Source organism: Halomonas sp. HG01 (genome assembly GCF_000968715.2).
Taxonomy (GTDB): Bacteria; Pseudomonadota; Gammaproteobacteria; order Pseudomonadales; family Halomonadaceae; genus Halomonas; species Halomonas halophila.
This window is the reverse complement of sequence record NZ_CP022134.1, coordinates 2932461-2957891: the sequence shown is the minus strand read 5'-3', so window position 1 is coordinate 2957891 and position 25431 is coordinate 2932461. Positions and strand designations below refer to the sequence as shown.

The following is a 25431-nucleotide window of genomic DNA, read 5'->3' as shown; positions in this document are numbered from 1 at the left end:
GAGCGCCATTCTAGCATCCCATGACCGCTCCCGCGCTGCCCGACCCCGACCCGCACTGGCTGGCCGGCCTCGATGCCGAGGCCGGGCGGGCGGCACTGCGCGAGCGGGTCGAGGCCGCCTATGCGCTGTGCCGCGAGGTGCATCCGGCCCTGCCGCGGCCCGGCGTGTGGCTGGACCTGCGCGGCCGCTCGGCGGGGCAGGCACATTTCGGCCGCGGCGGACTGCGCTTCAATCCGGTGCTGTTCGACGAGAATCGCCACGCTTTTCTGGTCGAGGTGGTGCCCCACGAGATGGCCCACTGGCTGGTGCATCACCTCGAGGGCGGCCCCCAGGCCAAGCCTCACGGCCATGAATGGCGCACCGTGATGCGCCGGCTGTTCGGGCTCGCGCCCCGCACCACCCATCGCTTCGACACCGGCCGCGCGAGCCCCGCGCCGCATCGCTACCGCTGCGGCTGTCGCGAGCACGCCTTCACCGCGCGGCGCCATGACCTGGCCCGCTCCGGGCGCGCCTACCGTTGTCGACATTGTGCCGAGACCTTGGTCTATATGGGCCTAAGGGATCTTTATGAGCCCTCTTAAGGTATTGTTATAGAAAAGAAAAACGTTCATACCAATGTCTAAGGGGAAGGCGCGTCAACGGAGGAGTATGCTGAAATCATCTTATGGCGCCGGTCGCCGCGATCGGCATCGTCAACCTGAAGGGACCACCCCAAGGACAGAGGCAACTCCATGAGTGATCAACCGCACGTCTATCCGGTACCCGATGACTTCGCCAGCAAGGCCTGGGCCGACAAGGCGACCTACCAGGCCATGTACCAGCGCTCGCTGGACGATCCGGAGGGCTTCTGGGCCGAACAGGCCGAATGCCTCGACTGGTTCAAGGCGCCGAGCAAGATCAAGCACACCGTCTTCGACACCCATGACGTCGACATCCGCTGGTTCGAGGACGGTTGCCTCAACGTCAGCAGCAACTGCCTGGATCGCCACCTCGAGACCCGCGGCGATCAGACCGCGATCATCTGGGAAGGCGACGATCCCAAGGACTCCAAGACCCTGACCTATCGTCAGCTGCACGAGCGTACCTGCCAGCTGGCCAACGCCCTCAAGGACATGGGCGTGAAGCGCGGCGATACCGTCACCCTCTACATGCCGATGATTCCCGAGGCCGCCATGGCCATGCTGGCCTGCGCCCGCATCGGCGCGGTGCACTCGGTGGTGTTCGGCGGCTTCTCCCCGGACGCCCTGGCCCAGCGCGTGAAGGATGCCGGCTCCAGGGTGGTGATCACCGCCGACGAATCCGTGCGCGGTGGCAAGCAGGTGCCGCTCAAGGACAACGTCGACGCCGCCCTGACCCGCGAGGGCAGCGACGTCTGCGAGAAGGTGCTGGTGGTCCAGCGCACCGGCGGCGAGATCGACTGGCACGAGGGCCGCGACCTGTGGTTCCACGAGCAGGTCGACCCGCAGTCCACCGACTGCCCGGCCGAGGAGATGGGGGCCGAGGACCCGCTGTTCATCCTCTATACCTCCGGCTCCACCGGCGCGCCCAAGGGCCTCAAGCACACCACCGGCGGCTATCTGCTGCACGCGGCCCTGACCCATCGCTACGTGTTCGACTATCACGACGGCGATATCTACTGGTGCACCGCCGACGTGGGCTGGGTGACCGGCCACAGCTATATCGTCTACGGCCCGCTGGCCAACGGCGCCACCACCCTGATGTTCGAGGGCGTGCCCAGCTACCCGACCAACGGCCGCATGGGCGAGATCGTCGACAAGCACCAGGTCAACATCCTCTACACCGCCCCCACCGCGGTGCGCGCGCTGATGGCCCACGGCGACGACGTCATGGATTCCAGCTCCCGCGACAGCCTGCGCCTGCTGGGCTCGGTCGGCGAGCCGATCAACCCCGAGGCCTGGGAGTGGTTCCATCGGGTGATCGGCAAGCAGCGCTGCCCGATCGTCGATACCTGGTGGCAGACCGAGACCGGCGGCATCATGATCGCGCCGCTGCCCGGCGCCACCGACCTCAAGCCCGGTTCCGCGACCCTGCCGTTCTTCGGCGTGCAGCCGGCGCTGGTGGACAACGAGGGCAACATCCTCGAGGGCGCCACCGAGGGCAACCTGGTGATGCTCGACGCCTGGCCGGGCCAGGCACGCTCGATCTGGAACAACCACGAGCGCTTCCTGCAGACCTACTTCAGCACCTACAAGGGCATGTACTTCACTGGCGACGGCTGCCGCCGCGACGAGGACGGCTACTACTGGATCACCGGCCGCGTCGACGACGTGCTCAACGTCTCCGGTCACCGCATGGGCACCGCGGAGATCGAGTCCTCGCTGGTGGCCCACGAGTCGGTGGCCGAGGCCGCCGTGGTCGGCTTCCCCCACGACATCAAGGGGCAGGGCATCTACATCTACGTGACCCTGGCCGACGACGTGGAGCCCAGCGACGAGCTCAAGAAGGAGCTCACCAAGTGGGTACGCAAGGACATCGGGCCGATCGCCTCGCCGGACGTCATCCAGTGGGCGCCGGGGCTGCCCAAGACCCGCTCGGGCAAGATCATGCGCCGCATCCTGCGCAAGATCGCCGCCAACGAGTGCGATGGCCTGGGCGATACCAGCACCCTGGCCGATCCGTCGGTGGTCGACGACCTGATCGAGCATCGCGCCAACCGTTGATGACGGCTCCCCCCGGGGAGTCTTACAATCCTGAAAGCCGGCCTGCGGGCCGGCTTCTTCATGGCACGAGGCAAGATTGTCGACAAGCTGGCGACGATCGCTTGGGCATCTCCTCGGCCATGGGGTAACATGCCGATAACAAACACTGCGTCCCGAAGGCGGCGGACGGCCCCCGCTGCTCCCGGATCCGGAGGAGAATCCATGGCCTTTGCCCAGAAGTTCATCGTCGCCGACGATCATCCGCTGTTCCGCGCGGCCCTGACCCAGGCGCTGCGCCAGGTCGCCCCCCAGGCGGAAATCGTCGAGTCCGATACCATGGAGGCCACCACCGAGGTCGTCACCCGGCATCCGGACGCCGATCTGATCCTGCTCGACCTGCACATGCCCGGCGCCCACGGCTTTTCCGGGCTGATCCAGCTGCGCGGCCAGACGCCCGACATCCCGGTGGCGGTGGTCTCCGGCAGTGACGAGCTGCACGTGGTACGCCGCGCCATCGACTATGGCGCCTCGGGCTTCATCCCCAAGTCGTCGTCACTGTCGCTGATCGCGGAAGCGGTGGGCGAGATCCTCGACGGCGAGGTATGGCTGCCCGAGGAGATGGCCGATGCGCTGGGCGAGGCCGACGAGGAGGAGGCGCGCTTCGCCGAGGCCATCGCCTCGCTGACGCCGCAGCAGTTCCGGGTGCTCAACATGCTCACCGAGGGCCTGCTCAACAAGCAGATCGCCTATGAGCTGAACGTCTCCGAGGCCACCATCAAGGCCCACGTCACCGCCATCCTGCGCAAGCTCGGCGTGCACTCCCGCACCCAGGCGGTGATCGCCGCCCAGAAGCTCGAGGTCGAGCCGCCCAAGGTGGAGCAGTCCTGAGCCGGGATCGAGACGCCGGAAGAACGGCGCCTCGCGTCCACCAGCTTGAGGCTGGAAGAAAAGTCGCCCCCATGGCCTTGCCGTGGGGGCAGTTTCATTTACGCAGCTTTCCAGCTTTCCAGCTTTCCAGCTTTCCAGCTTTCCAGCTTTCCAGCTTTCCAGCTTCCAGCTTCCAGCTAGGCGCTAGGCGCGCGGCTGGCCTGCAGGGTGCGGGTCAAGAGCGCGCGCAGGGCGGCGGGGCGCACCGGCTTGAGCAGCAGCTGGTAGCCGGCGCGCTTGATCTCCTCGGCGACCTCCTCGGTGCGGTCGGCGGTAATCACGATGCCCGGCACCGCGCCCTCGAGTCGTTCGCCGAGCGCCTCCATGGCCATCAGGCCGGTGACCTCGTTGTCGAGGTGATAGTCGGCCAGGATCGCGTCGGGGTCGGCGTCCAGGTGGCGCAGCACCGACTTGGCGCCGCCGATCGAGGTGGCGGTGAAGACCTCACAGCCCCAGCCGGAGAGCATCGCCTTCATGCCTTCGAGAATCAGCGACTCGTTGTCGATGCACAGGATGCGCTTGCCGGCCAGCTTGTTGCCGGCGCGCTTGGGCCTGGCTTCCTCGCGGCGTTCCTCCTCGCGGGCGGCCACCGTCGGCACGCTGACCGAGAACACGGTGCCCACGCCCTCCCAGGAACGCACCCGGATCGGGTGATCGAGCACCCGGGCCATGCGATCGGCGATCGACAGCCCCAGCCCCAGGCCCTTCTCGCTCTCCTTGTGACGCGAGGTCTGGTCGAGGCGTCGGAACTCCTGGAAGATCTCGGCCTGCTTGGCCTCGGGGATGCCGGGGCCGGAGTCCCAGACCTCGATCGACAGCCGCTCGCCCTGGCGCCGGCAGCCCAGCATCACCCGCCCCTCCTGGGTGTAGCGGATGGCATTCGACAGGAAGTTCTGCACGATGCGCCGGAGCATCTGGGCGTCGCTGTCGACCCACTGGCGGGTGGGGACCACCACCAGGTCGAGGCCGCGGTCCTCGGCCATCACCTCGAACTCGGCGCGCAGCGGACGGAAGACGTCGGCCAGGGCGAAGTGGCTGCGCCGCGGAGTCAGCGCCCCGGCGTCGAGCTTGGAGATGTCGAGCAGAGTGCCGAGCAGCTCCTCGGCGGCCTGCAGCGAGTTGTCGATATGGCCGATGGTGCGGCGCATCTCGTCGGCCTGCATGTCCTGGGACAGCGCCGAGGTGAACAGCCGCGCGGCGTTGAGCGGTTGCAGCAGGTCGTGGCTGGCGGCGGCCAGGAAGCGGGTCTTGGAGGCGTTGGCGTCTTCGGCGACCTGCTTGGCCTGGCGCAATGCCTGCTCGGCCTCGGCGCGTACCCGGTTCTCCTGGCGCAGCGCGGCGTTGGCCTCGGACAGCGCCTGGGTGCGCTCGCGCACGCGCTCCTCCAGGGTCTCGTTGGTCTCCTGCAGGGCGATCTCGGCGCGGCGGCGCTCGGTGATGTCCTGGTAGAGGGCGAAGAAACCCAGGATCGCCCCGCTGTCGCCGAAGTGCGGCGTGTAGGTCACCAGCATGTAGCGGATGCCTTCGGCCAGGGTCAGCGAGACCTCGAAGCTGACCCGCTCGCCGTCCAGGGCGCGCTCGATCCAGGGCGCGCGCTCGCGGTGCATGTCCGACGGCAGCACCTCGTGCAGCGGGCGGCCGATCACCGCGTTGCGGTCGATGGAAAAGGCCTGCTCGTAGGCGCGGTTGGTGAAGAGGTAGCGGCAGTCCTTGTCGAAGTAGGCGATCAGCGCCGGCACGTTGTCCGTGTAGATGCGGATGTTGTTCTCCGAGCGGATCAGCGCCTCCTCGGTGCGCTTCTGCTGGGTGATGTCCTGGTAGGTGTAGACGAAGCCGCCGCCGGGCATGGGGTTGCCCTGGACCTCGAGCACGCTGCCGTCCTGGCGGTAGCGCACGTAACGGTGCGGCTGGCCTTCGCGGATGTTGTCGAGCAGCAGCTGCACGTGTTCCTCGGGGTCGCCGGGGCCGTACTCGCCGTTGTGGGCGTTGTAGCGGAAGATGCGATCGATCGGCGCGCCGACCCGGATCAGGTGGTCGGGGAAGCGGAACAGCTCCAGGTAGCGCTGGTTCCACACCACCAGGCGCAGGTTCTGGTCGACCACGCTGATGCCCTGGTTGATGTTCTCGATGGTGGCCTGCAGCAGGGCGCGGTTGAATTCCAGCACCTGGGAGGCCTCGTCGACGATGGAGATCACGTCGGAGATGCCGATGCCGCGGCCCTGCAGGGCGGAATTGACCACGATGCGTGCCGAGGACGCGCCGAGCACCGAGGCCAGGAAACGCTCGGTGAACTGGATGACGTCGATCGAGGCCCTCGCGTTGTCGTCCAGCGGGGTGCCGGTGCGCCGCGCGTAGTCGTCGAAGGCCCGGCCCACCTGGTCGGCGCTCAGGAAGCGCTGGCACAGCACCTTGAGGTCGCCGACCGTGGTGGCGCCGGTCCAGGGGCGGTTCACCGAGGTCTGGCGGGTCTCGACGCTGTCGACGAACAGCGAGGCCTGGATGCGTTCCACCACCCGCTGTGGCGTCATCTGGGAGACGAAGATGTAGGCCACCAGGTTGACGCCCAGCGACAGCATCACCCCGTGGGTGAAGCCGTCGCCGACGTTGAGACCGAACAGCGAGGTGGGCGACAGCCAGCCGATGCCCATCGGGCCGCCGTCGAGCCAGGCCTGGGGCAGCACGCCGGCGCCGATCATCGCCGGCAACAGCAGGCTGTAGGCCCAGATGGCGAAGCCGGCGTTCATGCCGACGATCACGCCCAGGCGGTTGCCGCGTTTCCAGTAGAGCCCGCCGATCAGCGCCGGGGCGAACTGGGCGGCGGCGGCGAACGACAGCATGCCGATGGCGGCCAGCGAGCTGAAGTCGCCGATCAGGTGATAGGCCCCGTAGGCCAGCGCCAGGATCGCGGCGATGGTGATGCGCCGCGCGCGCAGCACCAGCCGGCCGTAGTCCCGGGCCTTGGTGTCGAACCAGCGCAGCCGGAACAGTGCCGGGATGACGATCTCGTTGGAGATCATGATCGAGACCGCCACCGCGGCCACGATCACCATGCCGGTGGCCGCCGAGAAGCCGCCGATGAAGGTCAAAAGCGCCAGCCATTCGCTGCCCGCGGCCATGGGCAGGGCCAGCACGTAGCTGTCGGGGTCGACGCTGCCGTCGGGGAACAGGGTCAGGCCGGCCGCGGCCAGCGGCAGCACGAAGAAGGCGAAGGCCGCCAGGTAGAGCGGGAACAGCCAGCGGGCCTTGGCGGCGTCGTCGCGATGGGTGTTCTCGACCACCGCGACGTGGAACTGGCGCGGCAGGCACAGGATCGCCAGCATCGCCAGCAGGGTCTGGGCCCAGAAGCTCTGGCCGAAGTCCTGCTGGGCCAGCTGGCGCTGCAGCTGCAGCTGGATGTCGGCGAAGGCCAGCAGGTCGCCGAGGCCGTCGAACATGCCCCAGGTGACGTAGGCGCCGAGCACCAGGAAGGCCACCAGCTTGACCAGCGACTCGAAGGCCACGGCGTGGATCAGTCCCTCGTGGTGCTCCGTGGCGTCGGTGTGGCGGGTGCCGAAGAGGATGGCGAACAGGGCCATGACCGCGGCGACGTAGAAGGCGGTGTCGCCGAACAGCGGCGCCCGGGTGATGTCCGAGGCCTCGGTCAGCACGCTGAACGACGTCGAGACGGCCTTCAGCTGCAGCACGATGTAGGGCAGGGTGCCGATCAGCGCGACCAGGCTGGCGAAGGCCGCCAGCGACTGCGTCTTGCCGTAGCGCGAGGCGATGAAGTCGGCGATGGAGGTGACGTTCTGGTGCTTGGCGACGCGGATCATCTTGGCCAGCACCGGCCAGAACAGCAGCAGCGTGAGGATCGGTCCGACGAAGATGCTGGCGAACGACCAGCCCGAGGTGGCCGCCTGGCCGACGGCACCGTGGAAGGTCCAGGAGGTGCAGTAGATGGCCAGCGCCAGGCTGTAGATCACCGGCCGGCGGCGGCTGGCGCCGTGGCGGCGGGCCATGCGGTCGCCGCGCCAGGCGATGGCGAACAGCACGGCGATATAGAGCAGTGAAACGGCGATCAGCAGCCAGCCAGCGAACATGGTCATCTCCCTCGGGTTCCCGCCCATTCTAAGGCCCGGTGGAATGCTGTCCATGTTCGAGGGTGCATCAGCATCGGGACGAGACGACTCGTCAAGTGGCGCCGTGGGCAAGCCGAAGCGGAGCTCCTGCGCCATGGGTGAGGAAGTCCCTTGCGAACGGGCTGGCCATGGATGGCCAGCCCCGGGCCTGCAAGCGGAGCAGGATGCGAGAGCGCCGCAGGGCGCCGGGAGCTACAGGGATGTATTCATGCGTCTCCGCGGAGGCTTGCTGACGGCCGGTTCGACCCTGGCGGAGGTGCCCTTCATTGATGCCCGAGCATCAGGCTTTCAGGCGGCGGTGCAGACCGCCTGGCGCAGCGGGTCGCCGTCGTCGAGCCGGCGCATGGCCTCGGTCTGCGCACGGCCGCTCGCGTCGTCGAGCGGCACCAGCTCGCCGGAGGCGCAGTTCAGCAGATGCGGTCGGTGCACCAGCCGGTCGGCGGCGCCCATCTCGAAGCGGTAGAGGATGAACTCCACCAGCGGCTGGTCGTCGGCCCGCGAGCGCGACAGCCCGTCCTCGTCGATCACCGTGAAGGCCGTGGTCAGCGGCACCACGTAGGTCCAGGGGCGCCAGAAGGCCGGCCGCTGCTCGCTGGCCACCACTCTGGTGGAGTCGGGCAGCTGAGCGCGCTTGTGGTCGAACCAGGTGTATTCGTGGTGGATCTGGTAGGCGATCATGCCCAGGCCGGCGAAGGCCGGCACGATCCAGCGAGGCAGCCGCTTGGCGGTCAGGGTGCGCAGCAGCAGGGCGATGCCCGCTGCGCCGAGTCCGGCGAAGACCGCCGCGATCAAGTGCCAAATCATCGAGGTCGTCCTGATACGCGTCGGGCTTCCCGAAGGAAGCCCGACATGGAAGAGTGGGCCGGCGCCCCGTGGGCGCCGGAAGGATTATGACTCAGTGGTCGACGGCGGTGCCAGCACCCTTGGGATAGCGCACGCTCTCGACCAGGTCCTGGATCTCCTGGGGCGGCTCGGCGGTCGCCTTGGAGACGGTGAAGGCCACGGCGAAGTTGATGATCGCACCGACCGCGCCGATGGACAGCGGCGAGATGCCCATCACCCAGTTCTCCGGGGTGTCCGCCAGGTTGTTGGTGCCCGGAATGAAGAACCAGCCCTTGTAGACGAAGATGTAGACCAGGGTGAAGACCAGACCGGTGACCATGCCGGCGATGGCGCCGTGGTTGTTCACCCGCTTGGAGAAGATCCCCATCATCAGCGCCGGGAACAGCGAGGCCGCGGCGATACCGAAGGCCAGGGCCACCACCTGGGCGGCGAAGCCCGGGGGGTTGGCGCCCAGGTAGGTCGCCACCACGATCGCCACCGACATCGAGATCCTGGCTGCCATCAGCTCGCCCTTCTCGGTGATGCGCGGATTGATGGCCCCCTTGATCAGGTCGTGGCTGATCGCCGAGGAGATGGCCAGCAGCAGGCCGGCGGCGGTCGACAGTGCGGCCGCGAGACCGCCGGCGGCGATCAGGCCGATGACCCAGCCCGGCAGATTGGCGATCTCGGGGTTGGCCAGCACCAGGATGTCGTTGTTGACCGACAGCTCGTTGCCTTCCCAGCCGCGCTGTTCGGCGGTCGGCGCGAAGGCCTCGGTGTCGTTGTAGAGCTGGATGCGGCCGTCGTCGTTCTTGTCCTCATACTGGATCAGGCCGGTCTCTTCCCAGGTGCGGATCCATCCCGGGCGCTCCTCGTAGAGGATCGGATTGGCGGTGGCATCCTCGACGTTCTCGACCTGGCCGGCCATGTCGGGATAGACGGTGGTCGCGATGTTGAGGCGTGCCATGGAGGCCACGGCCGGGGCGGTCAGGTACAGCAGGCCGATGAACACCAGGGCCCAGCCGGCGGACCAGCGTGCGTCGGCCACCTTGGGCACGGTGAAGAAACGGATGATGACGTGGGGCAGGCCGGCGGTACCGATCATCAGCGACAGGGTGAACAGCACCATGTTCAGCTTGTTGTCCACGTCCGCGGTGTACTCGTTGAAGCCGAGTTCGGTGATCACCTCGTTGAGCTTGGCCAGCAGCGGCATGCCGGATTCGCTGTGTTCGGAGAACAGGCCCAGCGCCGGGATCGGGTTGCCGGTCAGCTCCAGCGAGATGAACACCGCCGGGATGGTGTAGGCGATGATCAGCACGATGTACTGGGCTACCTGGGTGTAGGTGATGCCCTTCATGCCGCCCAGCACCGAGTAGAAGAAGATCACCACGGCGGCGATGATCAGGCCGGTGGTGGCGTCGACTTCCAGGAAGCGCGAGAAGGCCACGCCGGCGCCGGCCATCTGGCCGATGACGTAGGTCACCGAGGCCACGATCAGGCAGACCACCGCGACCATGCGCGCCTGCTTGCTGTAGAAGCGATCACCGATGAATTCCGGCACCGTGAACTTGCCGAACTTGCGCAGGTAGGGGGCCAGCAGCATGGCCAGCAGCACGTAGCCGCCGGTCCAGCCCATCAGGAAGGTGGAGTTGGCGTAACCGCCGGCGGCGATCAGGCCGGCCATGGAGATGAAGGAGGCTGCGGACATCCAGTCGGCGCCGATGGCCATGCCGTTGGTGATCGGATGCACCCCGCCGCCGGCAACGTAGAAGTCCTTGGTCGACCCGGCCTTGGCCCAGATGGCGATGCCGATGTAGAGGGCGAAGGAGGCGCCGACGAACAGGACGTTGATGGCAAATTGACTCATGCTGAGTTACTCCCCGAGCCCGAATTGCTTGTCCAGCCGGTTCATCTTCCAGGCATAGAAGAAGATCAGGCCGATGAAGGTCAGGATGGAACCCTGCTGGGCGAACCAGAAGCCCAGGTCGGTGCCGCCCACGGCAATGCCCGCCAGCAGCGGTCGAAGCAGGATGGCCGCGCCATAGGAGACGGCTGCCCAGACGACCAGACAGCCGGTAATCAATCTAAGGTTGGCCTTCCAGTAGGCCTCGGCATTGGGGGTCTCTTCAGCCATGATATTGCTCTCCACTTGTTGTTGGGGTCGGGAAGTTGCTCACAGCATTCATGGGTCGCCGCGTGGCCTTCCCGGTGTCCGGCGAGCGGACCGCGGCGGCGTGCCGGATGATGAAGTGCCCGTCGAAGAGGGGTCGCATCTCGGCGGGATGGCATCACCCGATGATCATCGTCAATGCTGGTCAACAACGCCGGAAAAAACATCGCAGACTTTCGTATCATGAGCGTAAAACGATTCAATTAGTGATCGTAAGTTTGTTGTAAATCAATATATTACGAACCTTCTGGAAGGATTTGACTCGAGAGGAGGCGGCAAAGGTTGGACGATCGTCTATCCCCGTGTCCGAATGATGACTCGGCATCCGATCTCGGCATAACGTCATGACACATGAGGTCACGGTCGTGGGCTATGACTTTGGTATAAAGCCGAGATTCGTCGGGTCGGCCTGCGGCGGAATACCTAACACCATGGTCTAGATTCTGGTCGCGAGAGGGGGTTGCTACTCTGGACCCGAGCCCTGCTGTCCCCGGTTCTTCGTCTCGCGCGTGGCCCATGCCCCGTTCGGTGCGCGATCCGGGGCGGCGATTCCCGGCACGAGGACCCGCTTCCATGGTCGATGTCGATCTCTCCCACGCCCCCTTCAGCCTGCTCGACGAGGCCGGGCGGGAGCGCGTGCGCGGCGGTCTCGACCTGGCCTACTTCGATTGCGACGAGATCATCCTCGAGGCGGGGCAGCCCGGCGAGAACGTCTTCCTCATCCACAAGGGCGAGGTCGCCGAGCTGGACACCACCCAGCCCGGCGAGCGCCAGCGCATCGGCCACTACACCGGCGGCGATCTGTTCGGTGCCATCAGCATTCTCAATGGCCAGAGTCGCTATCGCTTCCGTGCCGAGCAGGAATCGCTGTGCTACCTGCTGCCCCGGGCGCTGTTTCTCGAGCTGTGCGACGCCTATCCGGCCTTCGATGCCTTCTTCCGCCAGCGTCTCGCCGACAAGGCGCGGCTGCTGACCGAGCAGCGCGCGGCCGGCGGGGTGACCATGGCCGGCTTCATGCTGGCGCGGGCCCAGGACTGCATGCGCCCGCCGCGCTGCCTGGGCGGCGAGACCACCATCGCCGAGGCGGTGCGTCTGCTGCATGACGAGGCGGTCGACAGCCTGCTGGTGCAGGGCGAGGCCGGGCCGGGCATGGTCACCAAGACCGACCTGCTCGACGCCCTGGTGCTCGAGGGGCTCGGCCAGGAGACACCGCTGTCGTCGCTGGCCGGGGAGGAGCTGATCACCGCCCGGCCCGATCAGTACCTGTTCGAGGTGCTGGTGCTTATGACCCGCCGGCGCATCGAGCGGGTGGTGATCGTCGAGGACGAGGCGCCGGTGGGCGTGGTGGAGCTGACCGACGTGCTCAGCTACTTCTCCAGCCGCAGCCACGTGGTCAGCCTGCAGGTCGAGCAGGCCGGCGACCTGAAGCAGCTGGCCTCCGCCAGCCGCCGTACCGCCGAGCTCGCCGGTGCGCTGATGGCCCAGGGCGTGAAGCTGCGCTTCGCCATGGGGCTGCTGGCCGCGCTCAACGGTCGCATCATCCACAAGGCCTGGGACTTCTCGATGCCCGAGTCCCTGAGGCGCGACAGCTGCCTGATGGTGATGGGCAGCGAGGGGCGCGGCGAGCAGATGCTCAAGACCGACCAGGACAACGGCCTGATCCTCGACGACGACCTGGCGTGGCCGGACTGCATGGAGCGCATGGCCGAGTTCACCGAGACCCTGGTCTCGCTCGGCTACCCGCGCTGCCCCGGCAACATCATGGTCTCCAACCCGGACTGGGTGGGCACCGAGCGCCAGTGGAAGGCGCGCATCGCGCGCTGGGTCGAGGCCCGCGACGGCGACAGCCTGATGAAGCTGGCGATCATGCTCGACGCTCATGCGGTGGCCGGCAATCCGGCACTGCTCGAGCGGGTGAGGGAGACGCTGTTCGAGGCGGCCTCCCGTGACGAGCTGCTGCTCTCCTACTTCGCCCGGCCGGTGATGCGCTTCTCCACGCCGCTGACCCTGTTCGGCTCGCTGAAGAAGCCCCAGCACGGCATCGACATCAAGAAGGGCGGCATCTTTCCCATCGTGCATGGCGTGCGGGTCATGGCGCTGGAGCGCGGCATCCTCGCCACCGGCACCCTGGATCGCCTCGATGCCCTGGCCGCCGACGGGCGGCTCGAGGAGCGCTTCGCCGAAGACCTGGGGGAGGCGCTGTCGCTGTTCACCCAGCTGCGCCTCGAGCAGCAGCTGGCGCGGCTGGAGGGCGACGGCGGCGACGAGAGCGGCGAGCCAGACCGGGTCGTGGTCCAGTCGCTGTCGTCGCTGGAGCGTGACCTGCTGCGCGAGGCGCTGCACATCGTCAAGGACTTCAAGCAGCGGATTTCCCATCGTTATCACCTCGAATACACCTGAGGTGGCCGGCCGCCGCCTCTCGACACGACAAGGACATCGACATGCTCAAGACCCTGCGCCGCCTGGTCGACCGCCACCGCCACGCCCATGGCCAGTATGGCTGGCTGTTCCGCCCCTATACGGGGGAGGAGCTGGTGGCGCTGGCCGTGCAGTCGACCGGCGGCGACGTGCGCAGCGCCGAGCCGCTGGCGATCGCCGCGGTGCGCCTGCGCGGCGATCGGGTGCTGACCAGCGAGTCGCTGGAGCTGCGGCTGACGCGCCCGGAAGGCGTGGACGCCGAGGTGCTGCGGCGTCACGGCCTGCGCGGCATCGATCTCGACGACGGCGTGACGCTCGACCAGGCCCTGGCGCGGCTGCTCGACTTCGTCGGCAATCGCCCGCTGGTCGGCTGGCGGCTGGATCGCGACCTGGCGTTGCTGAACCGCCCGCTGCGCGCCCGATTCGGCTTCGACCTGCCCAATGCCGGCATCGACCTGGTCCAGCGTTACCAGCGTTACCATCATCATTCGCGGCTCGAGGTGGCACCGGCCTTCGAGCGGGTCGCCGCGCAGCTCGAGGTGCCGCTGATGGGGCGCCACAGCGTGCTGGGCACCGCCGTGACCACGGCCCTGATGCACCTGCGGCTGGACCGCGACGCGCTGCTCGAGCGCCGCAGCGGCTGAACGCGCGCCACGTCGCCAGCCTGGCGGCAGGGTGGTAGGATAGGCGCCCTTTCCCTTTCCCCGATTGCCCTGGCAGCGCCCCGACCATGCAAGATGCCGTGACCTTCGATCCCCGTCCCGCCGATGAGGCCGCTTCGGCCGAGCCGTCGACCCTGTCCGCCGAGGCGCCCGACGCCAAGGCCAAGCGCGAGTTCAACAAGCTGCAGAAGCGTCTGCGGCGCCAGGTCGGCAACGCCATCATCGACTTCGACATGATCCGCGAGGGCGACAAGGTGATGGTGTGCCTGTCCGGCGGCAAGGACAGCTACACCATGCTGGAGATCCTGCGGAATCTGCAGCGCAACGCGCCGGTGAACTTCTCGCTGGTGGCGGTGAACCTCGACCAGAAGCAGCCCGGCTTTCCCGAGCACGTGCTGCCCGAGTACCTGGACGGGCTCGGCGTCGATTACCATATCCTCGAGCGCGACACCTACTCGGTGGTCAAGGAGAAGACCCCGGAAGGCAAGACCACCTGCGCGCTGTGCTCGCGGCTGCGCCGCGGCTCCCTCTATGGCTATGCCGAGGAGATCGGTGCCACCAAGATCGCGCTCGGTCATCATCGCGAGGACATCCTCGAGACGCTGTTCCTCAACATGTTCTTCGGCGGCAGCCTCAAGTCGATGCCGCCCAAGCTGCTCTCCGACGACGGCAAGAACATCGTCATCCGCCCGCTGGCCTACTGCCGCGAGGCCGACATCGCCGAGTTCTCGGAGCGCATGGCCTTCCCGATCATCCCCTGCAACCTGTGCGGCTCGCAGCCGAACCTGCAGCGTCAGGTGGTCAAGGAGATGCTCGCCGAGTGGGAGGCCAAGCATCCCGGCCGTCTGGAAAGCATGTTCAAGGCGGTCACCAACGTCGCCCCCTCGCAGCTGGCCGACCGCGAGCTGTTCGACTTCGCCGGGCTGGAGGACAAGCAGGCGAAGATGCAGGCCGACCGCATCGATCTGCACCAGGAGCGATAAGCGGGAAGCTTGGAGCGCGGCACTTCGTGTCGGGAGAGGGAAGAACCTAACAAAGACCGCCCCCATGTGCTGCCGGCCATGGGGGCGGTGTGTTTTCCGGCTTCCCGCTCGCGGCGAAGGCGCGTCAGCGGCAGCCCTCTTCCTCGGCCAGCTTGGCCAGGGCGTCCAGGTCGAGGATGTTCACCTCGCGGCCGGAGACGGCCACCAGGCCCTGCTGCTGGAAGCGGCCCAGGATGCGGCTGACGGTTTCCACGGCCAGCCCCAGGTAGTTGCCGATGTCGGCCCGGGACATGGAGAGCCGGAAGCTGTAGGCGGAGTAGCCGCGGCGCCGGAAGCGGTCGGAGAGGCTGGCGAAGAAGGTGGCCAGCCGCTGGTCGGCGGTCTTGCGCGACAGCAGGCGCATCATGCGGCGGTCGTCGCGCATTTCCTTGCTCATGCTGCGGTAGAGCTGGGCGCGCAGCTCCGGCAGGCTTTCCGACAGGGCATCCAGGCGATCGAAGGGGATCTCGCACACGGTGGTGGTCTCGAGCGCGATGACCGAGCCGGGATAGGTCGACTCGTCGATGCCGTCCAGCCCCACCAGTTCGCTGGGCAGATAGAAGTTGGTCAGCTGATCCATGCCGCCGCCTTCGCTGGTGATCTGCTTGAGGCTGCCGGAGCGAACCGCATAGACGCTGGTGAAGGGGCTGCCCTGACGGAAAAGCGACTCGCCCTTCTTGAGCGGCGGACGGCGGCGGATGATGGCATCGAACTGATCGATGTCCTCGAGTTCGAGGGCCAGGGGCAGGCACAGGGAACTCAGGCTGCAGGTCCGGCAGCGGGTCTCGTGCAGCAGTGAGCGGCGCCTGCCGGCTGCGATATCGGGCATGCTGTCCTCCTTGATCGGGGCTTGCCTTCCCCATTATGGCGGATAGCACCCGCCCGGGCATAGCATCCCTTAGCCGTGTCCCGCGCCCGAACGGCGGCAGCGCGACCAGTGCCCCGATGCGGTGGCCAGTCGCCCCTCATCCAGCGCCGCGGCATAGTCCTCGGCCGAGCCGGCGTTGCAGGCCACGGCGTCGGGCAGCCGCGAGATGGCACCGGGGCCAAGCCCCAGCCGGTCGCGGGCCTGCTCGCGTCGCGTCTGCGCCCGGGCGTCCTCCAGCGCGGCGCCGTGGCGGGCGTAGAACCCGCCTCCCAGCGACCGATAGCCGTTTCCGGCCAGGCGGTCCTCGATCCGAGCCAGCAGTGTCGCCGGCAGCGTCGACTCGCCTTCCTGCCAGGCGGGGTCCGGGCGCAGCGAGAGGCGTGGCGGCGTCATGGCCATCAGCGTGGCGAGCGCCGCGGCGGCCTCCTGCTCGGGCGTCGCCGGCGGCACGATCAGCACCAGGTTCAGCGAGTGCCAGCCCATGCGGACGCTCTCGTCGAGCAGCGGCTCGATGCGTGACTGCAGCCGCGTCAGGGCTTCCGGGCGGTCGGCCCTCGGCAGGCGCATGACCAGCTTCAGGCGGTTGAAGCCCAGTGCCTCCAGATGGCGCAGGGTGAGAAGATCCGTGGCACGGGGATCGAGTTCGACGGTGAAGTCGCGCCAATGTCCCGATTCGAAGGGAAAGCGCGAGGCCAGCCGATCGACCAGCCCGCTCATCCGCGACAGGCTCAGCCAGGGGGGCAGGCTGCCGCCCCAGTGCAGGGCCTCGATCCGTCGATCGGGGGCGAGGCAGCGTCGCACCAGCACCATCTCGCGATCCAGTCGGGCCAGGTCGACTTCGAACGGGTCCATGCCCTTGGCGTGATCGACGCGCGCGTCGCCATCGTGGCGCAGCGGCAGGCGCAGATGCAGCGACAGGGGACGGGCGTCGGCGTTGCTGGCGGCCAGCGCCGCGGCGTAGTCGTCGGCGCCGAAGTCGGAAGGAGCGGTGACGGGCATGGCAGGATTCCGGGAGTGCATGCCATCAGGCTAGCGGTCGCGGAAGCGGGCGGTGTTGCGCTGGGTCAAGCGCGACGGCGAAAGCGGTTCAGTGCTGCCCGGCGTGGCCGGCCTCGTGGGGCATCGCGCCCGGCCACAGCCCCCACAGCTGCCACAGGGCGAAGCCGATGATCGTCAGTGCCGCCAGGGTGCGGGTGGCCGGGTGGCGGATCAGGCCGCCCAGCCGACGCGCGGCCAGGCCGGTGGCCAGCAGCGCCGGCAGGGTGCCGAGTCCGAAGGCGCCCATCAGCGCCGCGCCGCGCAGCGGATCGGCGCTGGCCAGGCTCCAGGTCAGCATCGAGTAGACCAGTCCGCAGGGCAGCCAGCCCCAGACGGCGCCCAGGGCCATCGCCTGGGGCACCGTCACGACCGGCATCAGTCGCCGTCCGAGGGGCTCCAGGCGGCGCCACAGGCGCTTGCCGAGGGCCTCCAGCCTCAGCAGCCCCTTCCACCAGTCGGCGATGTAGAGCGCCATCAGGATCAGCATCGTCGCGGCCAGGACCTGCAGCGCCAGGCGCACCCCGGGGGCCAGCCCGACCAGGGTGCCGAGCCCGGCGGCCAGGGCGCCCGCGAGCACGTAGCTGGCGATGCGCCCCAGGTTGTAGCCCAGCAGCAGGCCGCCGAGCCGGACCGGATGGCGCAGGCTGGGCGGCACGGCGAAACTCAGGGCGCTCATGATGCCGCCGCACATGCCGATGCAGTGGGCGCCGCCGAGCAGGCCGAAGACGAAGGCCGCGGCCAGCGGTGGCAGGTCGAGTCCGGTGGGGTTCATCGGGCGTCCTTGTCGCTGTCCTTGTCCCGGGTTCGGTCACGGTCGTGGGCGGCGTTCGGCTCGCCCGCATCGTGCGCTGGGCCTGGCCCTTGCGGCGGGTCGTCATCGTCGAACAGGATGCGATGCGCCGGGCCTTCCAGGTCCTCGAACTGGTCGTGGCGCACGGCCCAGAAGAAGGCCCAGACGGCCAGGCCGAGCAGGATCAGCGACAGCGGTATCAGCAGGTAGAGAATGCTCATGATGCCTCCCGGGCGAGGGTATTCTCGGCGCGCCGCTGGCGGGCCAGCCTCAGGGCATTGGCGACCACCACCAGCGAACTCGCCGACATGCCCAGCGCCGCCAGCCAGGGGGGCACCCAGCCCAGCGCCGCCGGGGGCAGGGCCAGCAGGTTGTAGGCCAGCGCCCAGCCCAGGTTCTGGCGGATGATGCGCCGCGTGGCGCGGCCGACGTCGAGCGCTTCGACCAGCCGCCCGAGATGGGGGCCGAGCAGCACGGCGTCGGCCCGGGTGCGGGCCAGGTCGGTGGCCGCGTTCATGGCGAAGGCGATGTCGGCGCCGGCCAGCACCGGGATGTCGTTGATGCCGTCGCCGACCATGGCCACCCGCTGGCCCTCGGCCTGGCAGTCGCGCAGCCGAGCGAGCTTGTCCTCGGGGCTCGCGCCGGCGCGCCACTCGGCGATGCCCAGTCGCTCGGCCAGCGCCCGGGTGGGCCCCTCGGCGTCGCCGGACAGCAGTTCCACCGCGATGCCTCGCGCCGCGAGGGCGGCGACGGTGGTGGCGGCATCTTCCCGAGGCTGGTCGCCCAGGGCGAACCAGGCCCGTGGCTCGCCGTCCTCGGCCAGCAGCAGCCAGTGGCCGATCTCGGCACCGCTGTCCGGATTCGTCGGCACTCGGTCCGGGGCCGCGAAGTCGGGCCGGCCGAGCCGCCAGGGACGGCCGTCGATCTCGCCGGCGAGGCCCAGGCCGGGGCGGGCGGTGACGTCGCGGGCACTGATGCCGGCGCGGCGATGGGGGCGAAAGGCGCGGGCGATGGGATGCTCGGAATGGGCCTCCAGGGCCGCGGCCAGCGCGGTGAGACGCTCGGGGTCGTGTTCCGCCAGCGGCACGGTGCGCTCCAGCCGCATCTCGCCTTGGGTCAGGGTGCCGGTCTTGTCGAAGATCATCCGGTCGAGGCGCGGCAGGGTCTCCAGAGCGTCGGCACGGGTCAGCAGCACGCCGCGGCGGTAGAGCCTGCCGTGGGCGGCGGTCAGGGCGGTGGGCGTGGCCAGCGCCAGGGCGCAGGGGCAGCTGACCACCAGCACCGAGAGGGTCACCCAGAAGGCCCGCTCGGGGTCGACGAATGACCAGACCCATCCGGTGGCGGCGGCGATCAGCAGCACCTGGATCACGAAGTGATGGGCCAGCCGGGCCGCCCGGCGCGCGATGGGCGGGCGTTCGGCGAAGGCGCGGTCGGTGAGGTCGAGCAACCGCGCCGCTCGGGCATCCCGTCCGGCATGGGTCACCCGCACCGTCAGCGGGCTTTCGACGTTGTGGCTGCCGCCGGTCACGGTATCGCCCACGCCGCGCGCCACCGGCAGCGCCTCGCCGGTGAGCATCGATTCGTCGAGGCTGGAGGCGCCCTGTTCGATCACGCCGTCGGCGGGCACGCCGTGGCCGGGCCTGACCAGCACCCGGTCGCCCGCGACCAGTTCGCTGGCGGGCAGGAGGCGCTCCTCGCCGTGCTCGCCGAGGCGGATCGCCGACAGCGGCAGGATCTCGGTCAGGGCGTTGCCGCGGCGCCCGCTGCGCCGCCGGGCGCGCACCTCCAGGAAACGGCCGAACAGCAGGAAGAAGGTGAACATGGCCGCGGAGTCGAAGTAGACGTCGCCATGGCCGACGAGCAGCGCCCAGGTGCTGGCGAGGTAGGCGCCGGCGATGGCCAGCGACACCGGCACGTCCATGCCCAGCTGTCGGTTGCGCAGGTCGCGCCGCGCCCCGGCGAAGAACGGCTGGGCCGAGTAGAGCACCACCGGCGTGGTCAGGGCGAAGGCCAGCCAGTGGAAGAGGGTATCGAAGTCGGCGCCCAGGCCGCCGTCGCCGGCCACGTAGAAGGGGATCGAGAACATCGCCACCTGCATCATGCCGACCCCGGCGACGATCAGCCGGCGCACCTGGCGGCGTTCCTCGCGCTGCAGGCGTCGTTGGGCCTCGTCGGGCTCATAGGGCTGGGCCGGGTAGCCGATGGCGGCCAGTTCGGCGAGCAGCCGCGAGAAGGCGATGCGCTGCGGGTCCCAGGCGACGCGGACGCGGTGGTGGGTGAGATCGACGGCGCTGGCGCTGACGCCGTCGAGGGCGTTGAGGCGATGCTCGATCAGCCAGGCGCAGGCGGCGCAGGTGATGCCCTCCACCGCCAGGGTGGCATGCACGCCCTCATCGTCGGCATGCACGAAGCGCCGCTGCAGGCCCGGATCGTCGAACAGTGCCCAGGTCTCGGCCTGGGCGGTCCGGCGCTCGTCGGGCCGTGTCGGCAGCTCGCTTCGGAAGCGGTAGTAGCCGGCCAGGCCGCCGTCGACGATGGCGTGGGCCACCGCCTCGCAGCCGGGGCAGCACAGCGGGTGTTCGGCGTCGTCGAGGGTGATCGTCCAGGGGGCGTCCTGTGGAACCCGGGCGCCGCAGTGATAGCAGGCGGCGCGCTCGACGGGCGCGGTGGCGGTGGTCGCGGTCATGGTGCCGCTCAGTCTCCGGGCGCCAGGACGATCTCGGCCTCGGCGGGGAAGCGGGCCTCGCCGGTGAGGCGCCAGGCGGGCTCGCTGCCGTCGCCGGGTTCCAGGTGCAGGTACCAGCGGTGGCGCAGGGGCGTCTCGAGCATGGTGACGTAGCGGCCGGCGCGCACGTGCTCGAGCGTCAGCCGCCGGTCGCGCTCGCTTTCGGTGGGAAAGATCAGCTTGAGGGTCAGCCGCTCCGGGCGCGACTCCCCGGTCAGGTCGACCACCAGGTCGCCGGTGGCCGGGTCGGCGTTCAGGGCAGCCGAGAGCCCCAGCGTGCGGGCCTGTTCCTGCTTGGCGATCTGCTCGTTGATGGCCAGGCCTTCCTTGTAATAGTCCTCCGCCACGGTGCCGTCGAAGTAGTGGATCGAGAGGGCCAGGTAGACCAGGCTGAAGCTGACCGAGGCCCCCAGCAGGCCGATCATGAACCAGGGCCAGAACTGCTTGTACCAAGGGGCGATGGGCGGTTGTTCTGCCGTCATCAGCGGGTATCTCCTATGAAGCGGCCGTCGCGCTCGAGGGCGATGTCGGGGGCGTCGACGGCTTCCAGGCGCAGCCGGATCTCGTGACTGGGGCGCTGGAGGGCGTCGGGCGGGGCGGTGACTTCCACCACCAGCCGGCGCGACTCGCCGGCGGGCACGCTGACGCGTCGGGTGTCGAGGGTCAGCCCCTCCAGGCCCGTGGCGGCGAGCCGGTAGGCGTGGTCCTCGCGGTCCAGGTTGCGCACCGTCAGGGTATAGACGTTACGGATTCTGCCGTCGTCGGTCATCTGAAACAGCTGCTGGCGGCCGCGCTCCACCTCGAAGCCCAGCGGGATGCGGTCGCTGACCGTCCAGGCGAACAGGCCGATCATCACCAGCAGCACGGCCAGGTAGCCGAGCAGGCGCGGACGCAGCAGATGCGACGGCTTGCCCTCGAGGGCGTTCTCGGTGGTGTAGCGGATCAGCCCGCGGGGATAGCCCATGCGGTCCATGACGCTGTCGCAGGCGTCGATGCAGGCCGCGCAGGTGATGCATTCGTACTGCAAGCCGTCGCGGATGTCGATGCCGGTGGGGCAGACCTGCACGCACAGCTCGCAGTCGATGCAGTCGCCGTGGCCGGCTTCCCGAGCCTCGTCGTGGCTGAGGCGCTTCCTGCGCGGGCCGCGCGGTTCGCCCCGGGCGGCGTCGTAGGAGACGATCAGGGTGTTGGCGTCGAACATCACCGACTGGAAGCGGGCGTAGGGGCACATGTAGATGCACACCTGCTCGCGCAGCCAGCCGGCGTTGAGGTAGGTGAACAGGGTGAAGAAGCCGACCCAGAAGTAGGACCAGCCGTGGGCCTCGAGGGTCGGGAGTTCCAGCACCAGGTCGCGGATCGGCGTGAAGTAGCCGACGAAGGTCAGGCCGGTGGCGGCGGCGATGACCAGCCAGATGGCGTGCTTGGCGAGCTTGCGGCGCAGCTTGTCGGCGCTCCAGCCGTGCCGGTCGAGCCGGATGCGACGGTTGCGCGGTCCTTCGGTGCGATGTTCCACCCAGATGAACAGGAAGGTCCAGACGCTCTGTGGGCAGGTGTAGCCGCACCAGACGCGGCCGGCGAACACGGTGATGAAGAACAGCCCGAAGGCGCAGATGATCAGCAGCCAGGAGAGCAGCATGAACTCCTGGGGATAGAAGGTGGCGGCGAAGATGTGGAACTCGCGGCCGGGCAGGTCGAACCACACCGCCGGGCGGTCGCCCCAGGGAATCCACGGGATCAGGAAGTAGGCCAGCATCAGCGCCCAGTTGGCGCTGCGCCGCAGGCGCTGGAAGACGCCCTTGATCTCGCGCACGTAGAGGTGCCGGCGGCGGGCGTACATCGCCTGGCTGACGGTGTCGCCGGCGTCGGTGATGTCGCGGTGGGGAATCTTGTCGCTCATGGCGGTTTCTCGACAGGCGGCCTGTGCATCGATGGCGGCGGCGGGGTGGGTCCGCCGCCGGGGCTCAGTCGCGTCGGCTGAGGCCGTACACGTAGGCGGCCACCAGGTGGACCTTGTCCTCCCCGATGTAGGCGGCCTGGGCCGGCATGTGGCCGTTGCGGCCGTTGCGCAGGGTCTGGCGGATGGACGCCTCCAGCGGCTGGCCGGGCTGGCGATAGAGCCAGGCGTCATCGGTCAGGTTCGGCGCGCCGAGGGCCTGGTTGCCGGTGCCGTCGGGGGCGTGGCAGGCCGCGCACACCGAGGCGAACAGCGCCTCGCCCTGTTCGGCGCGCTGCGGGTCCTCGGCCTGGCCGGACAGCGACAGCACGTACTGGGTGAGGCGTCCGATGTTGTCCTCGCCGAGCTGCTGCCAGGCGGGCATCAGACCGTTGCGCCCGTTGGTGAGGCTGGTCACGATGGCCTCGGGCGTGCCGCCGTAGAGCCAGGCGTCGTCGGTCAGGTCGGGAAAGCCGTAGCCGCCCTGGGCATTGGCGCCGTGACAGATGGCGCAGTTGTTGAGGAACAGGCGTTCGGCAACCTGCATGGCCTCGGCGTCCTGGGCCAGCGCCGGGATCGGGACCTGCTGGTACTGCTCGAAGATCGGCGCGTAGCGCTCCTCCGCCCGGGCCACCTCAGCTTCCCACTGGCCTTCCTGGGTCCAGCCCAGCAGGCCGGCGAAGTTGCCGAGGCCGGGGTAGAGCAGCAGATAGCCGAGCGCGAAGATCACCGTGCCGACGTAGAGCTGGAACCACCAGCGCGGCAGCGGGTTGTCGTATTCCTCGATCTCGTCGGCCGCGTGGCCGGTGGTCTCGACGTTGCCCTCGGCGTCGGCGACCTTGTCGGTCTTGCGATTGGCGAACAGCAGCCAGGCGCTGATGACGATGGTGCCCAGCGTGATGACGATGATCCAGACGCTCCAGAAGCCGGGCAGGACGTCATTCCATAATGAGCTCATGAGTCACGGTCTCCCTGTTCTTGACGAGCCTGATCCCGCCGGGCGTCGTCCCGGTGGGCGCCGGTGTCGCGGGACGAGGGCTCGTCGTCGTCGGCGAAGGGCAGGTTGGCCGCTTCGTCGAAGTCCGGCTTGCGCCGCTTGGAATAAGCCCAGCAGACCAGGCCGATGAAGCCGATCAGCAGCAGGCCGGTGATGATGCCGCGTAGCGTTCCCATATCCATGTCAGCGGGTGTCCTTGAGCACGGTGCCGAGCTGTTGCAGGTAGGCCACCAGGGCGGTGATCTCGCGCTCGCCGCGTACCGCGTCACGGGCGCCGGCGATCTGCTCGTCGCTGTAGGGCACGCCCAGGGTGCGCATGGCGCGCATCTTGTCGGCGATGGATTCGCCGTCGAGAACGTTCTCGAACAGCCAGGGGTAGGCCGGCATGATCGATTCCGGCACCACGTCGCGGGGGTTGTAGAGGTGCGCGCGATGCCAGTCGTCGCTGTAGCGGCCGCCGACCCGGGCCAGATCCGGGCCCGTGCGCTTGGAGCCCCACAGGAAATTGTGCTCGTAGACCGACTCGCCGGCCACGCTGTAGTGGCCGTAGCGCTCGGTCTCGGCGCGGAAGGGGCGGATCATCTGCGAGTGGCAGCCCACGCAGCCCTCGCGGCGGTAAATGTCGCGGCCGGCCAGCTCGAGCGGTTCCAGCGGCTCGAGCCCTTCCACCGGCTCGGTGGTCTGCTTCTGGAAGAACAGCGGCACGACCTCGGCCAGGCCGCCGAAGCTGATCACCACCAGCACCAGCACGGCGAGCAGGCCCACGTTCTTTTCGACGATCTCGTGTCTCATGGCAGTCTTCTCGTTCCCTGTTGTCTCAGGCGGCGGCCTGGGGCTGCGGCTGCTGGAGGCTCTGCTGGCGGCGCACGGTCATGAAGACGTTGAAGGCCATGATCAGCATGCCGACGACCCAGCACAGCCCGCCGACGGTGCGCACGACATAGCCCGCGCCGCTGGCCTCGACGGACTCGATGAAGGTGTACATCAGGGTGCCGTCGGGATTCACCGCGCGCCACATCAGGCCCTGCAGGATGCCGTTGACCCACATGGCGGCGATGTAGAGCACGGTGCCGACGGTGGCCAGCCAGAAGTGCACGGCGATCAGCGACACCGAGTACATCTCGGTGCGGCCGTAGAGCCGCGGGATCAGGTGGTACATGGAGCCGATGGTGATCATCGCGACCCAGCCCAGGGCGCCGGCATGGACGTGACCGATGGTCCAGTCGGTGTAGTGGGAGAGGGCGTTCACGGTCTTCACCGCCATCATCGGCCCCTCGAAGGTCGACATGCCGTAGAACGACAGTGCCACCACCAGGAAACGCAGGGTGGGATCGGTGCGCAGCTTATGCCAGGCGCCGGAAAGGGTCATCATGCCGTTGATCATGCCGCCCCAGGAGGGCGCCAGCAGGATGATCGACATCACCATGCCCAGCGACTGTGCCCAGTTGGGCAGGGCGGTGTAGTGCAGATGGTGAGGGCCGGCCCACATGTAGATCATGATCAGGGCCCAGAAGTGGACGATCGACAGCCGATAGGAGTACACCGGACGCTCGGCCTGCTTGGGCACGAAGTAGTACATCATGCCCAGGAAACCGGCGGTCAGGAAGAAGCCCACCGCGTTGTGTCCGTACCACCATTGGGTCATGGCATCCACGGCGCCGGCGTAGATCGAGATGGAGTACATGGCCGAGACCGGCAGCGCCGCGTTGTTGACGATGTGCAGCACCGCCACGGTGAGGATGAAGGCGGCGTAGAACCAGTTGGCGACATAGATGTGCGAGGTTCGGCGCTTCTTGATGGTGCCGAGGAAGACGATGGCGTAGGCGATCCAGACCACCGCGATCAAAAGGCTGATCGGCCATTCCAGCTCGGCGTATTCCTTGGTGGTGGTGTAGCCCATGGGCAGCGTCACCACCGCCGAGACGATCACCGCCTGCCAGCCCCAGAAGGTGAAGGCGGCCAGCCGGTCCGATATCAGGCGCGTCTGGCAGGTTCGCTGCACCACGTAGTAGGAGGTGGCGAACAGCGCCGAGCCGCCGAAGGCGAAGATCACGGCGTTGGTGTGCAGCGGGCGAAGGCGGCCGAAGCTGGTCCAGGGCAGTCCCAGGTTCAGTTCCGGCCAGACCAGCTGGGCGGCGATCGTGACACCGAGGACCATGCCCACGATGCCCCAGACAACGGTCATGATCGCGAACTGTCGCACGACCTTGTAGTTGTAGGTGGGGTGTTCCAGTGCTGTGCTCATGTCGGGTTCCATCGAACGCGTTGGAGGGAGTCGCGC

Annotated in this window: 21 protein-coding genes; 6 read left to right on the top strand and 15 right to left on the bottom strand. The window is 68.3% G+C overall.

Features of this window, described 5'->3' with window-relative positions; all coding sequences use genetic code 11:
* Nucleotides 1–20: 20 nt before the first annotated feature.
* The 3 genes from UN84_RS14050 to UN84_RS14040 all read left to right on the top strand — a co-directional run bounded on the left by UN84_RS14050 (nucleotide 21) and on the right by UN84_RS14040 (nucleotide 3548).
* A complete protein-coding gene (locus UN84_RS14050) occupies nucleotides 21–581 on the top strand; it encodes a SprT family zinc-dependent metalloprotease (RefSeq protein WP_046078239.1) in 561 nt (186 codons plus the stop codon).
* A 150-nt stretch (nucleotides 582–731) separates the two neighbouring features.
* Nucleotides 732–2681, top strand: a complete 1950-nt coding sequence (gene acs / locus UN84_RS14045) for an acetate--CoA ligase (RefSeq protein ID WP_046078238.1) — start codon at nucleotides 732–734, stop codon at nucleotides 2679–2681.
* 201 nt (nucleotides 2682–2882) lie between these two features.
* Nucleotides 2883–3548, top strand: a complete 666-nt coding sequence (locus UN84_RS14040; RefSeq protein WP_035597503.1) for a LuxR C-terminal-related transcriptional regulator — start codon at nucleotides 2883–2885, stop codon at nucleotides 3546–3548.
* A gap of 176 nt (nucleotides 3549–3724) precedes the next feature.
* On the opposite strand, the gene UN84_RS14035 is transcribed toward UN84_RS14040, so the two are convergent.
* The 4 genes from UN84_RS14035 to UN84_RS14020 form a co-directional block, all read right to left on the bottom strand.
* Nucleotides 3725–7666: a hybrid sensor histidine kinase/response regulator gene (locus tag UN84_RS14035; RefSeq protein ID WP_173835056.1), complete on the bottom strand. Its 3942-nt coding sequence runs from the start codon at nucleotides 7664–7666 to the stop codon at nucleotides 3725–3727.
* Between the two features lie 327 nt (nucleotides 7667–7993).
* Complete coding sequence (locus UN84_RS14030) at nucleotides 7994–8509, bottom strand: hypothetical protein (RefSeq protein ID WP_046078237.1); 516 nt, start codon at nucleotides 8507–8509, stop codon at nucleotides 7994–7996.
* Between the two features lie 91 nt (nucleotides 8510–8600).
* Entirely contained in the window at nucleotides 8601–10394 is a 1794-nt protein-coding gene (locus UN84_RS14025) for a sodium:solute symporter family protein (protein ID WP_035597485.1), read from the bottom strand.
* Nucleotides 10395–10400: 6 nt separating this feature from the next.
* The gene (locus tag UN84_RS14020) at nucleotides 10401–10661 is read right to left on the bottom strand and encodes a DUF4212 domain-containing protein (RefSeq protein WP_046078236.1); all 261 of its coding nucleotides are present in this window, start codon (nucleotides 10659–10661) and stop codon (nucleotides 10401–10403) included.
* 609 nt (nucleotides 10662–11270) lie between these two features.
* Here UN84_RS14020 and UN84_RS14015 point away from each other — a divergent pair.
* The 3 genes from UN84_RS14015 to ttcA all read left to right on the top strand — a co-directional run bounded on the left by UN84_RS14015 (nucleotide 11271) and on the right by ttcA (nucleotide 14760).
* Nucleotides 11271–13097, top strand: a complete 1827-nt coding sequence (locus UN84_RS14015) for a putative nucleotidyltransferase substrate binding domain-containing protein (protein WP_046078235.1) — start codon at nucleotides 11271–11273, stop codon at nucleotides 13095–13097.
* A 41-nt stretch (nucleotides 13098–13138) separates the two neighbouring features.
* Nucleotides 13139–13759 (top strand): DNA polymerase III subunit epsilon, encoded by a 621-nt coding sequence (locus UN84_RS14010; protein ID WP_046078234.1) that lies wholly within the window; start codon nucleotides 13139–13141, stop codon nucleotides 13757–13759.
* An 86-nt stretch (nucleotides 13760–13845) separates the two neighbouring features.
* Entirely contained in the window at nucleotides 13846–14760 is a 915-nt protein-coding gene (gene ttcA, locus UN84_RS14005) for a tRNA 2-thiocytidine(32) synthetase TtcA (RefSeq protein ID WP_046078233.1), read from the top strand.
* Between the two features lie 124 nt (nucleotides 14761–14884).
* On the opposite strand, the gene fnr is transcribed toward ttcA, so the two are convergent.
* The 11 genes from fnr to ccoN form a co-directional block, all read right to left on the bottom strand.
* Entirely contained in the window at nucleotides 14885–15628 is a 744-nt protein-coding gene (fnr, locus tag UN84_RS14000; protein WP_046078232.1) for a fumarate/nitrate reduction transcriptional regulator Fnr, read from the bottom strand.
* A gap of 69 nt (nucleotides 15629–15697) precedes the next feature.
* Nucleotides 15698–16666 (bottom strand): hypothetical protein, encoded by a 969-nt coding sequence (locus UN84_RS13995; protein ID WP_046078231.1) that lies wholly within the window; start codon nucleotides 16664–16666, stop codon nucleotides 15698–15700.
* An 88-nt stretch (nucleotides 16667–16754) separates the two neighbouring features.
* Nucleotides 16755–17477 carry a sulfite exporter TauE/SafE family protein gene (locus UN84_RS13990; protein WP_046078230.1) on the bottom strand — a complete coding sequence of 241 codons (723 nt, stop codon included), beginning with the start codon at nucleotides 17475–17477 and terminating at the stop codon, nucleotides 16755–16757.
* Complete coding sequence (gene ccoS / locus UN84_RS13985; protein ID WP_046078229.1) at nucleotides 17474–17716, bottom strand: cbb3-type cytochrome oxidase assembly protein CcoS; 243 nt, start codon at nucleotides 17714–17716, stop codon at nucleotides 17474–17476. The genes UN84_RS13990 and ccoS overlap by 4 nt, the downstream gene beginning before the upstream one ends.
* Nucleotides 17713–20181: a heavy metal translocating P-type ATPase gene (locus UN84_RS13980; protein ID WP_046078228.1), complete on the bottom strand. Its 2469-nt coding sequence runs from the start codon at nucleotides 20179–20181 to the stop codon at nucleotides 17713–17715. Before UN84_RS13980 ends, ccoS begins: the two co-directional genes overlap by 4 nt.
* Before the next feature lie 8 nt (nucleotides 20182–20189).
* Nucleotides 20190–20702, bottom strand: a complete 513-nt coding sequence (locus tag UN84_RS13975) for a FixH family protein (RefSeq protein WP_046078227.1) — start codon at nucleotides 20700–20702, stop codon at nucleotides 20190–20192.
* Nucleotides 20702–22117 (bottom strand): cytochrome c oxidase accessory protein CcoG, encoded by a 1416-nt coding sequence (gene ccoG, locus UN84_RS13970; RefSeq protein WP_082090820.1) that lies wholly within the window; start codon nucleotides 22115–22117, stop codon nucleotides 20702–20704. The genes UN84_RS13975 and ccoG overlap by 1 nt, the downstream gene beginning before the upstream one ends.
* A gap of 64 nt (nucleotides 22118–22181) precedes the next feature.
* Entirely contained in the window at nucleotides 22182–23111 is a 930-nt protein-coding gene (gene ccoP, locus UN84_RS13965; protein ID WP_035597460.1) for a cytochrome-c oxidase, cbb3-type subunit III, read from the bottom strand.
* Nucleotides 23108–23332: a CcoQ/FixQ family Cbb3-type cytochrome c oxidase assembly chaperone gene (locus UN84_RS13960; RefSeq protein WP_046078226.1), complete on the bottom strand. Its 225-nt coding sequence runs from the start codon at nucleotides 23330–23332 to the stop codon at nucleotides 23108–23110. Before UN84_RS13960 ends, ccoP begins: the two co-directional genes overlap by 4 nt.
* A 1-nt stretch (nucleotide 23333) precedes the next feature.
* The gene (gene ccoO / locus UN84_RS13955) at nucleotides 23334–23942 is read right to left on the bottom strand and encodes a cytochrome-c oxidase, cbb3-type subunit II (RefSeq protein ID WP_035597451.1); all 609 of its coding nucleotides are present in this window, start codon (nucleotides 23940–23942) and stop codon (nucleotides 23334–23336) included.
* Nucleotides 23943–23967: 25 nt separating this feature from the next.
* Nucleotides 23968–25395, bottom strand: coding sequence for a cytochrome-c oxidase, cbb3-type subunit I (ccoN, locus tag UN84_RS13950; RefSeq protein ID WP_035597448.1), 1428 nt, complete (start codon nucleotides 25393–25395; stop codon nucleotides 23968–23970).
* Nucleotides 25396–25431: the final 36 nt, after the last annotated feature.

What these genes read in the sequence shown, in the direction of transcription:
- UN84_RS14050 (WP_046078239.1), top strand. Translation starts at nt 21, where the DNA reads ATGACCGCTCCCGCGCTGCCCGACCCCGACCCGCACTGGCTGGCCGGC.
- acs (WP_046078238.1), top strand. Translation starts at nt 732, where the DNA reads ATGAGTGATCAACCGCACGTCTATCCGGTACCCGATGACTTCGCCAGC.
- UN84_RS14040 (WP_035597503.1), top strand. Translation starts at nt 2,883, where the DNA reads ATGGCCTTTGCCCAGAAGTTCATCGTCGCCGACGATCATCCGCTGTTC.
- UN84_RS14035 (WP_173835056.1), bottom strand. Translation starts at nt 7,666, where the DNA reads ATGTTCGCTGGCTGGCTGCTGATCGCCGTTTCACTGCTCTATATCGCC.
- UN84_RS14030 (WP_046078237.1), bottom strand. Translation starts at nt 8,509, where the DNA reads ATGATTTGGCACTTGATCGCGGCGGTCTTCGCCGGACTCGGCGCAGCG.
- UN84_RS14025 (WP_035597485.1), bottom strand. Translation starts at nt 10,394, where the DNA reads ATGAGTCAATTTGCCATCAACGTCCTGTTCGTCGGCGCCTCCTTCGCC.
- UN84_RS14020 (WP_046078236.1), bottom strand. Translation starts at nt 10,661, where the DNA reads ATGGCTGAAGAGACCCCCAATGCCGAGGCCTACTGGAAGGCCAACCTT.
- UN84_RS14015 (WP_046078235.1), top strand. Translation starts at nt 11,271, where the DNA reads ATGGTCGATGTCGATCTCTCCCACGCCCCCTTCAGCCTGCTCGACGAG.
- UN84_RS14010 (WP_046078234.1), top strand. Translation starts at nt 13,139, where the DNA reads ATGCTCAAGACCCTGCGCCGCCTGGTCGACCGCCACCGCCACGCCCAT.
- ttcA (WP_046078233.1), top strand. Translation starts at nt 13,846, where the DNA reads ATGCAAGATGCCGTGACCTTCGATCCCCGTCCCGCCGATGAGGCCGCT.
- fnr (WP_046078232.1), bottom strand. Translation starts at nt 15,628, where the DNA reads ATGCCCGATATCGCAGCCGGCAGGCGCCGCTCACTGCTGCACGAGACC.
- UN84_RS13995 (WP_046078231.1), bottom strand. Translation starts at nt 16,666, where the DNA reads ATGCCCGTCACCGCTCCTTCCGACTTCGGCGCCGACGACTACGCCGCG.
- UN84_RS13990 (WP_046078230.1), bottom strand. Translation starts at nt 17,477, where the DNA reads ATGAACCCCACCGGACTCGACCTGCCACCGCTGGCCGCGGCCTTCGTC.
- ccoS (WP_046078229.1), bottom strand. Translation starts at nt 17,716, where the DNA reads ATGAGCATTCTCTACCTGCTGATACCGCTGTCGCTGATCCTGCTCGGC.
- UN84_RS13980 (WP_046078228.1), bottom strand. Translation starts at nt 20,181, where the DNA reads ATGACCGCGACCACCGCCACCGCGCCCGTCGAGCGCGCCGCCTGCTAT.
- UN84_RS13975 (WP_046078227.1), bottom strand. Translation starts at nt 20,702, where the DNA reads ATGACGGCAGAACAACCGCCCATCGCCCCTTGGTACAAGCAGTTCTGG.
- ccoG (WP_082090820.1), bottom strand. Translation starts at nt 22,117, where the DNA reads ATGAGCGACAAGATTCCCCACCGCGACATCACCGACGCCGGCGACACC.
- ccoP (WP_035597460.1), bottom strand. Translation starts at nt 23,111, where the DNA reads ATGAGCTCATTATGGAATGACGTCCTGCCCGGCTTCTGGAGCGTCTGG.
- UN84_RS13960 (WP_046078226.1), bottom strand. Translation starts at nt 23,332, where the DNA reads ATGGATATGGGAACGCTACGCGGCATCATCACCGGCCTGCTGCTGATC.
- ccoO (WP_035597451.1), bottom strand. Translation starts at nt 23,942, where the DNA reads ATGAGACACGAGATCGTCGAAAAGAACGTGGGCCTGCTCGCCGTGCTG.
- ccoN (WP_035597448.1), bottom strand. Translation starts at nt 25,395, where the DNA reads ATGAGCACAGCACTGGAACACCCCACCTACAACTACAAGGTCGTGCGA.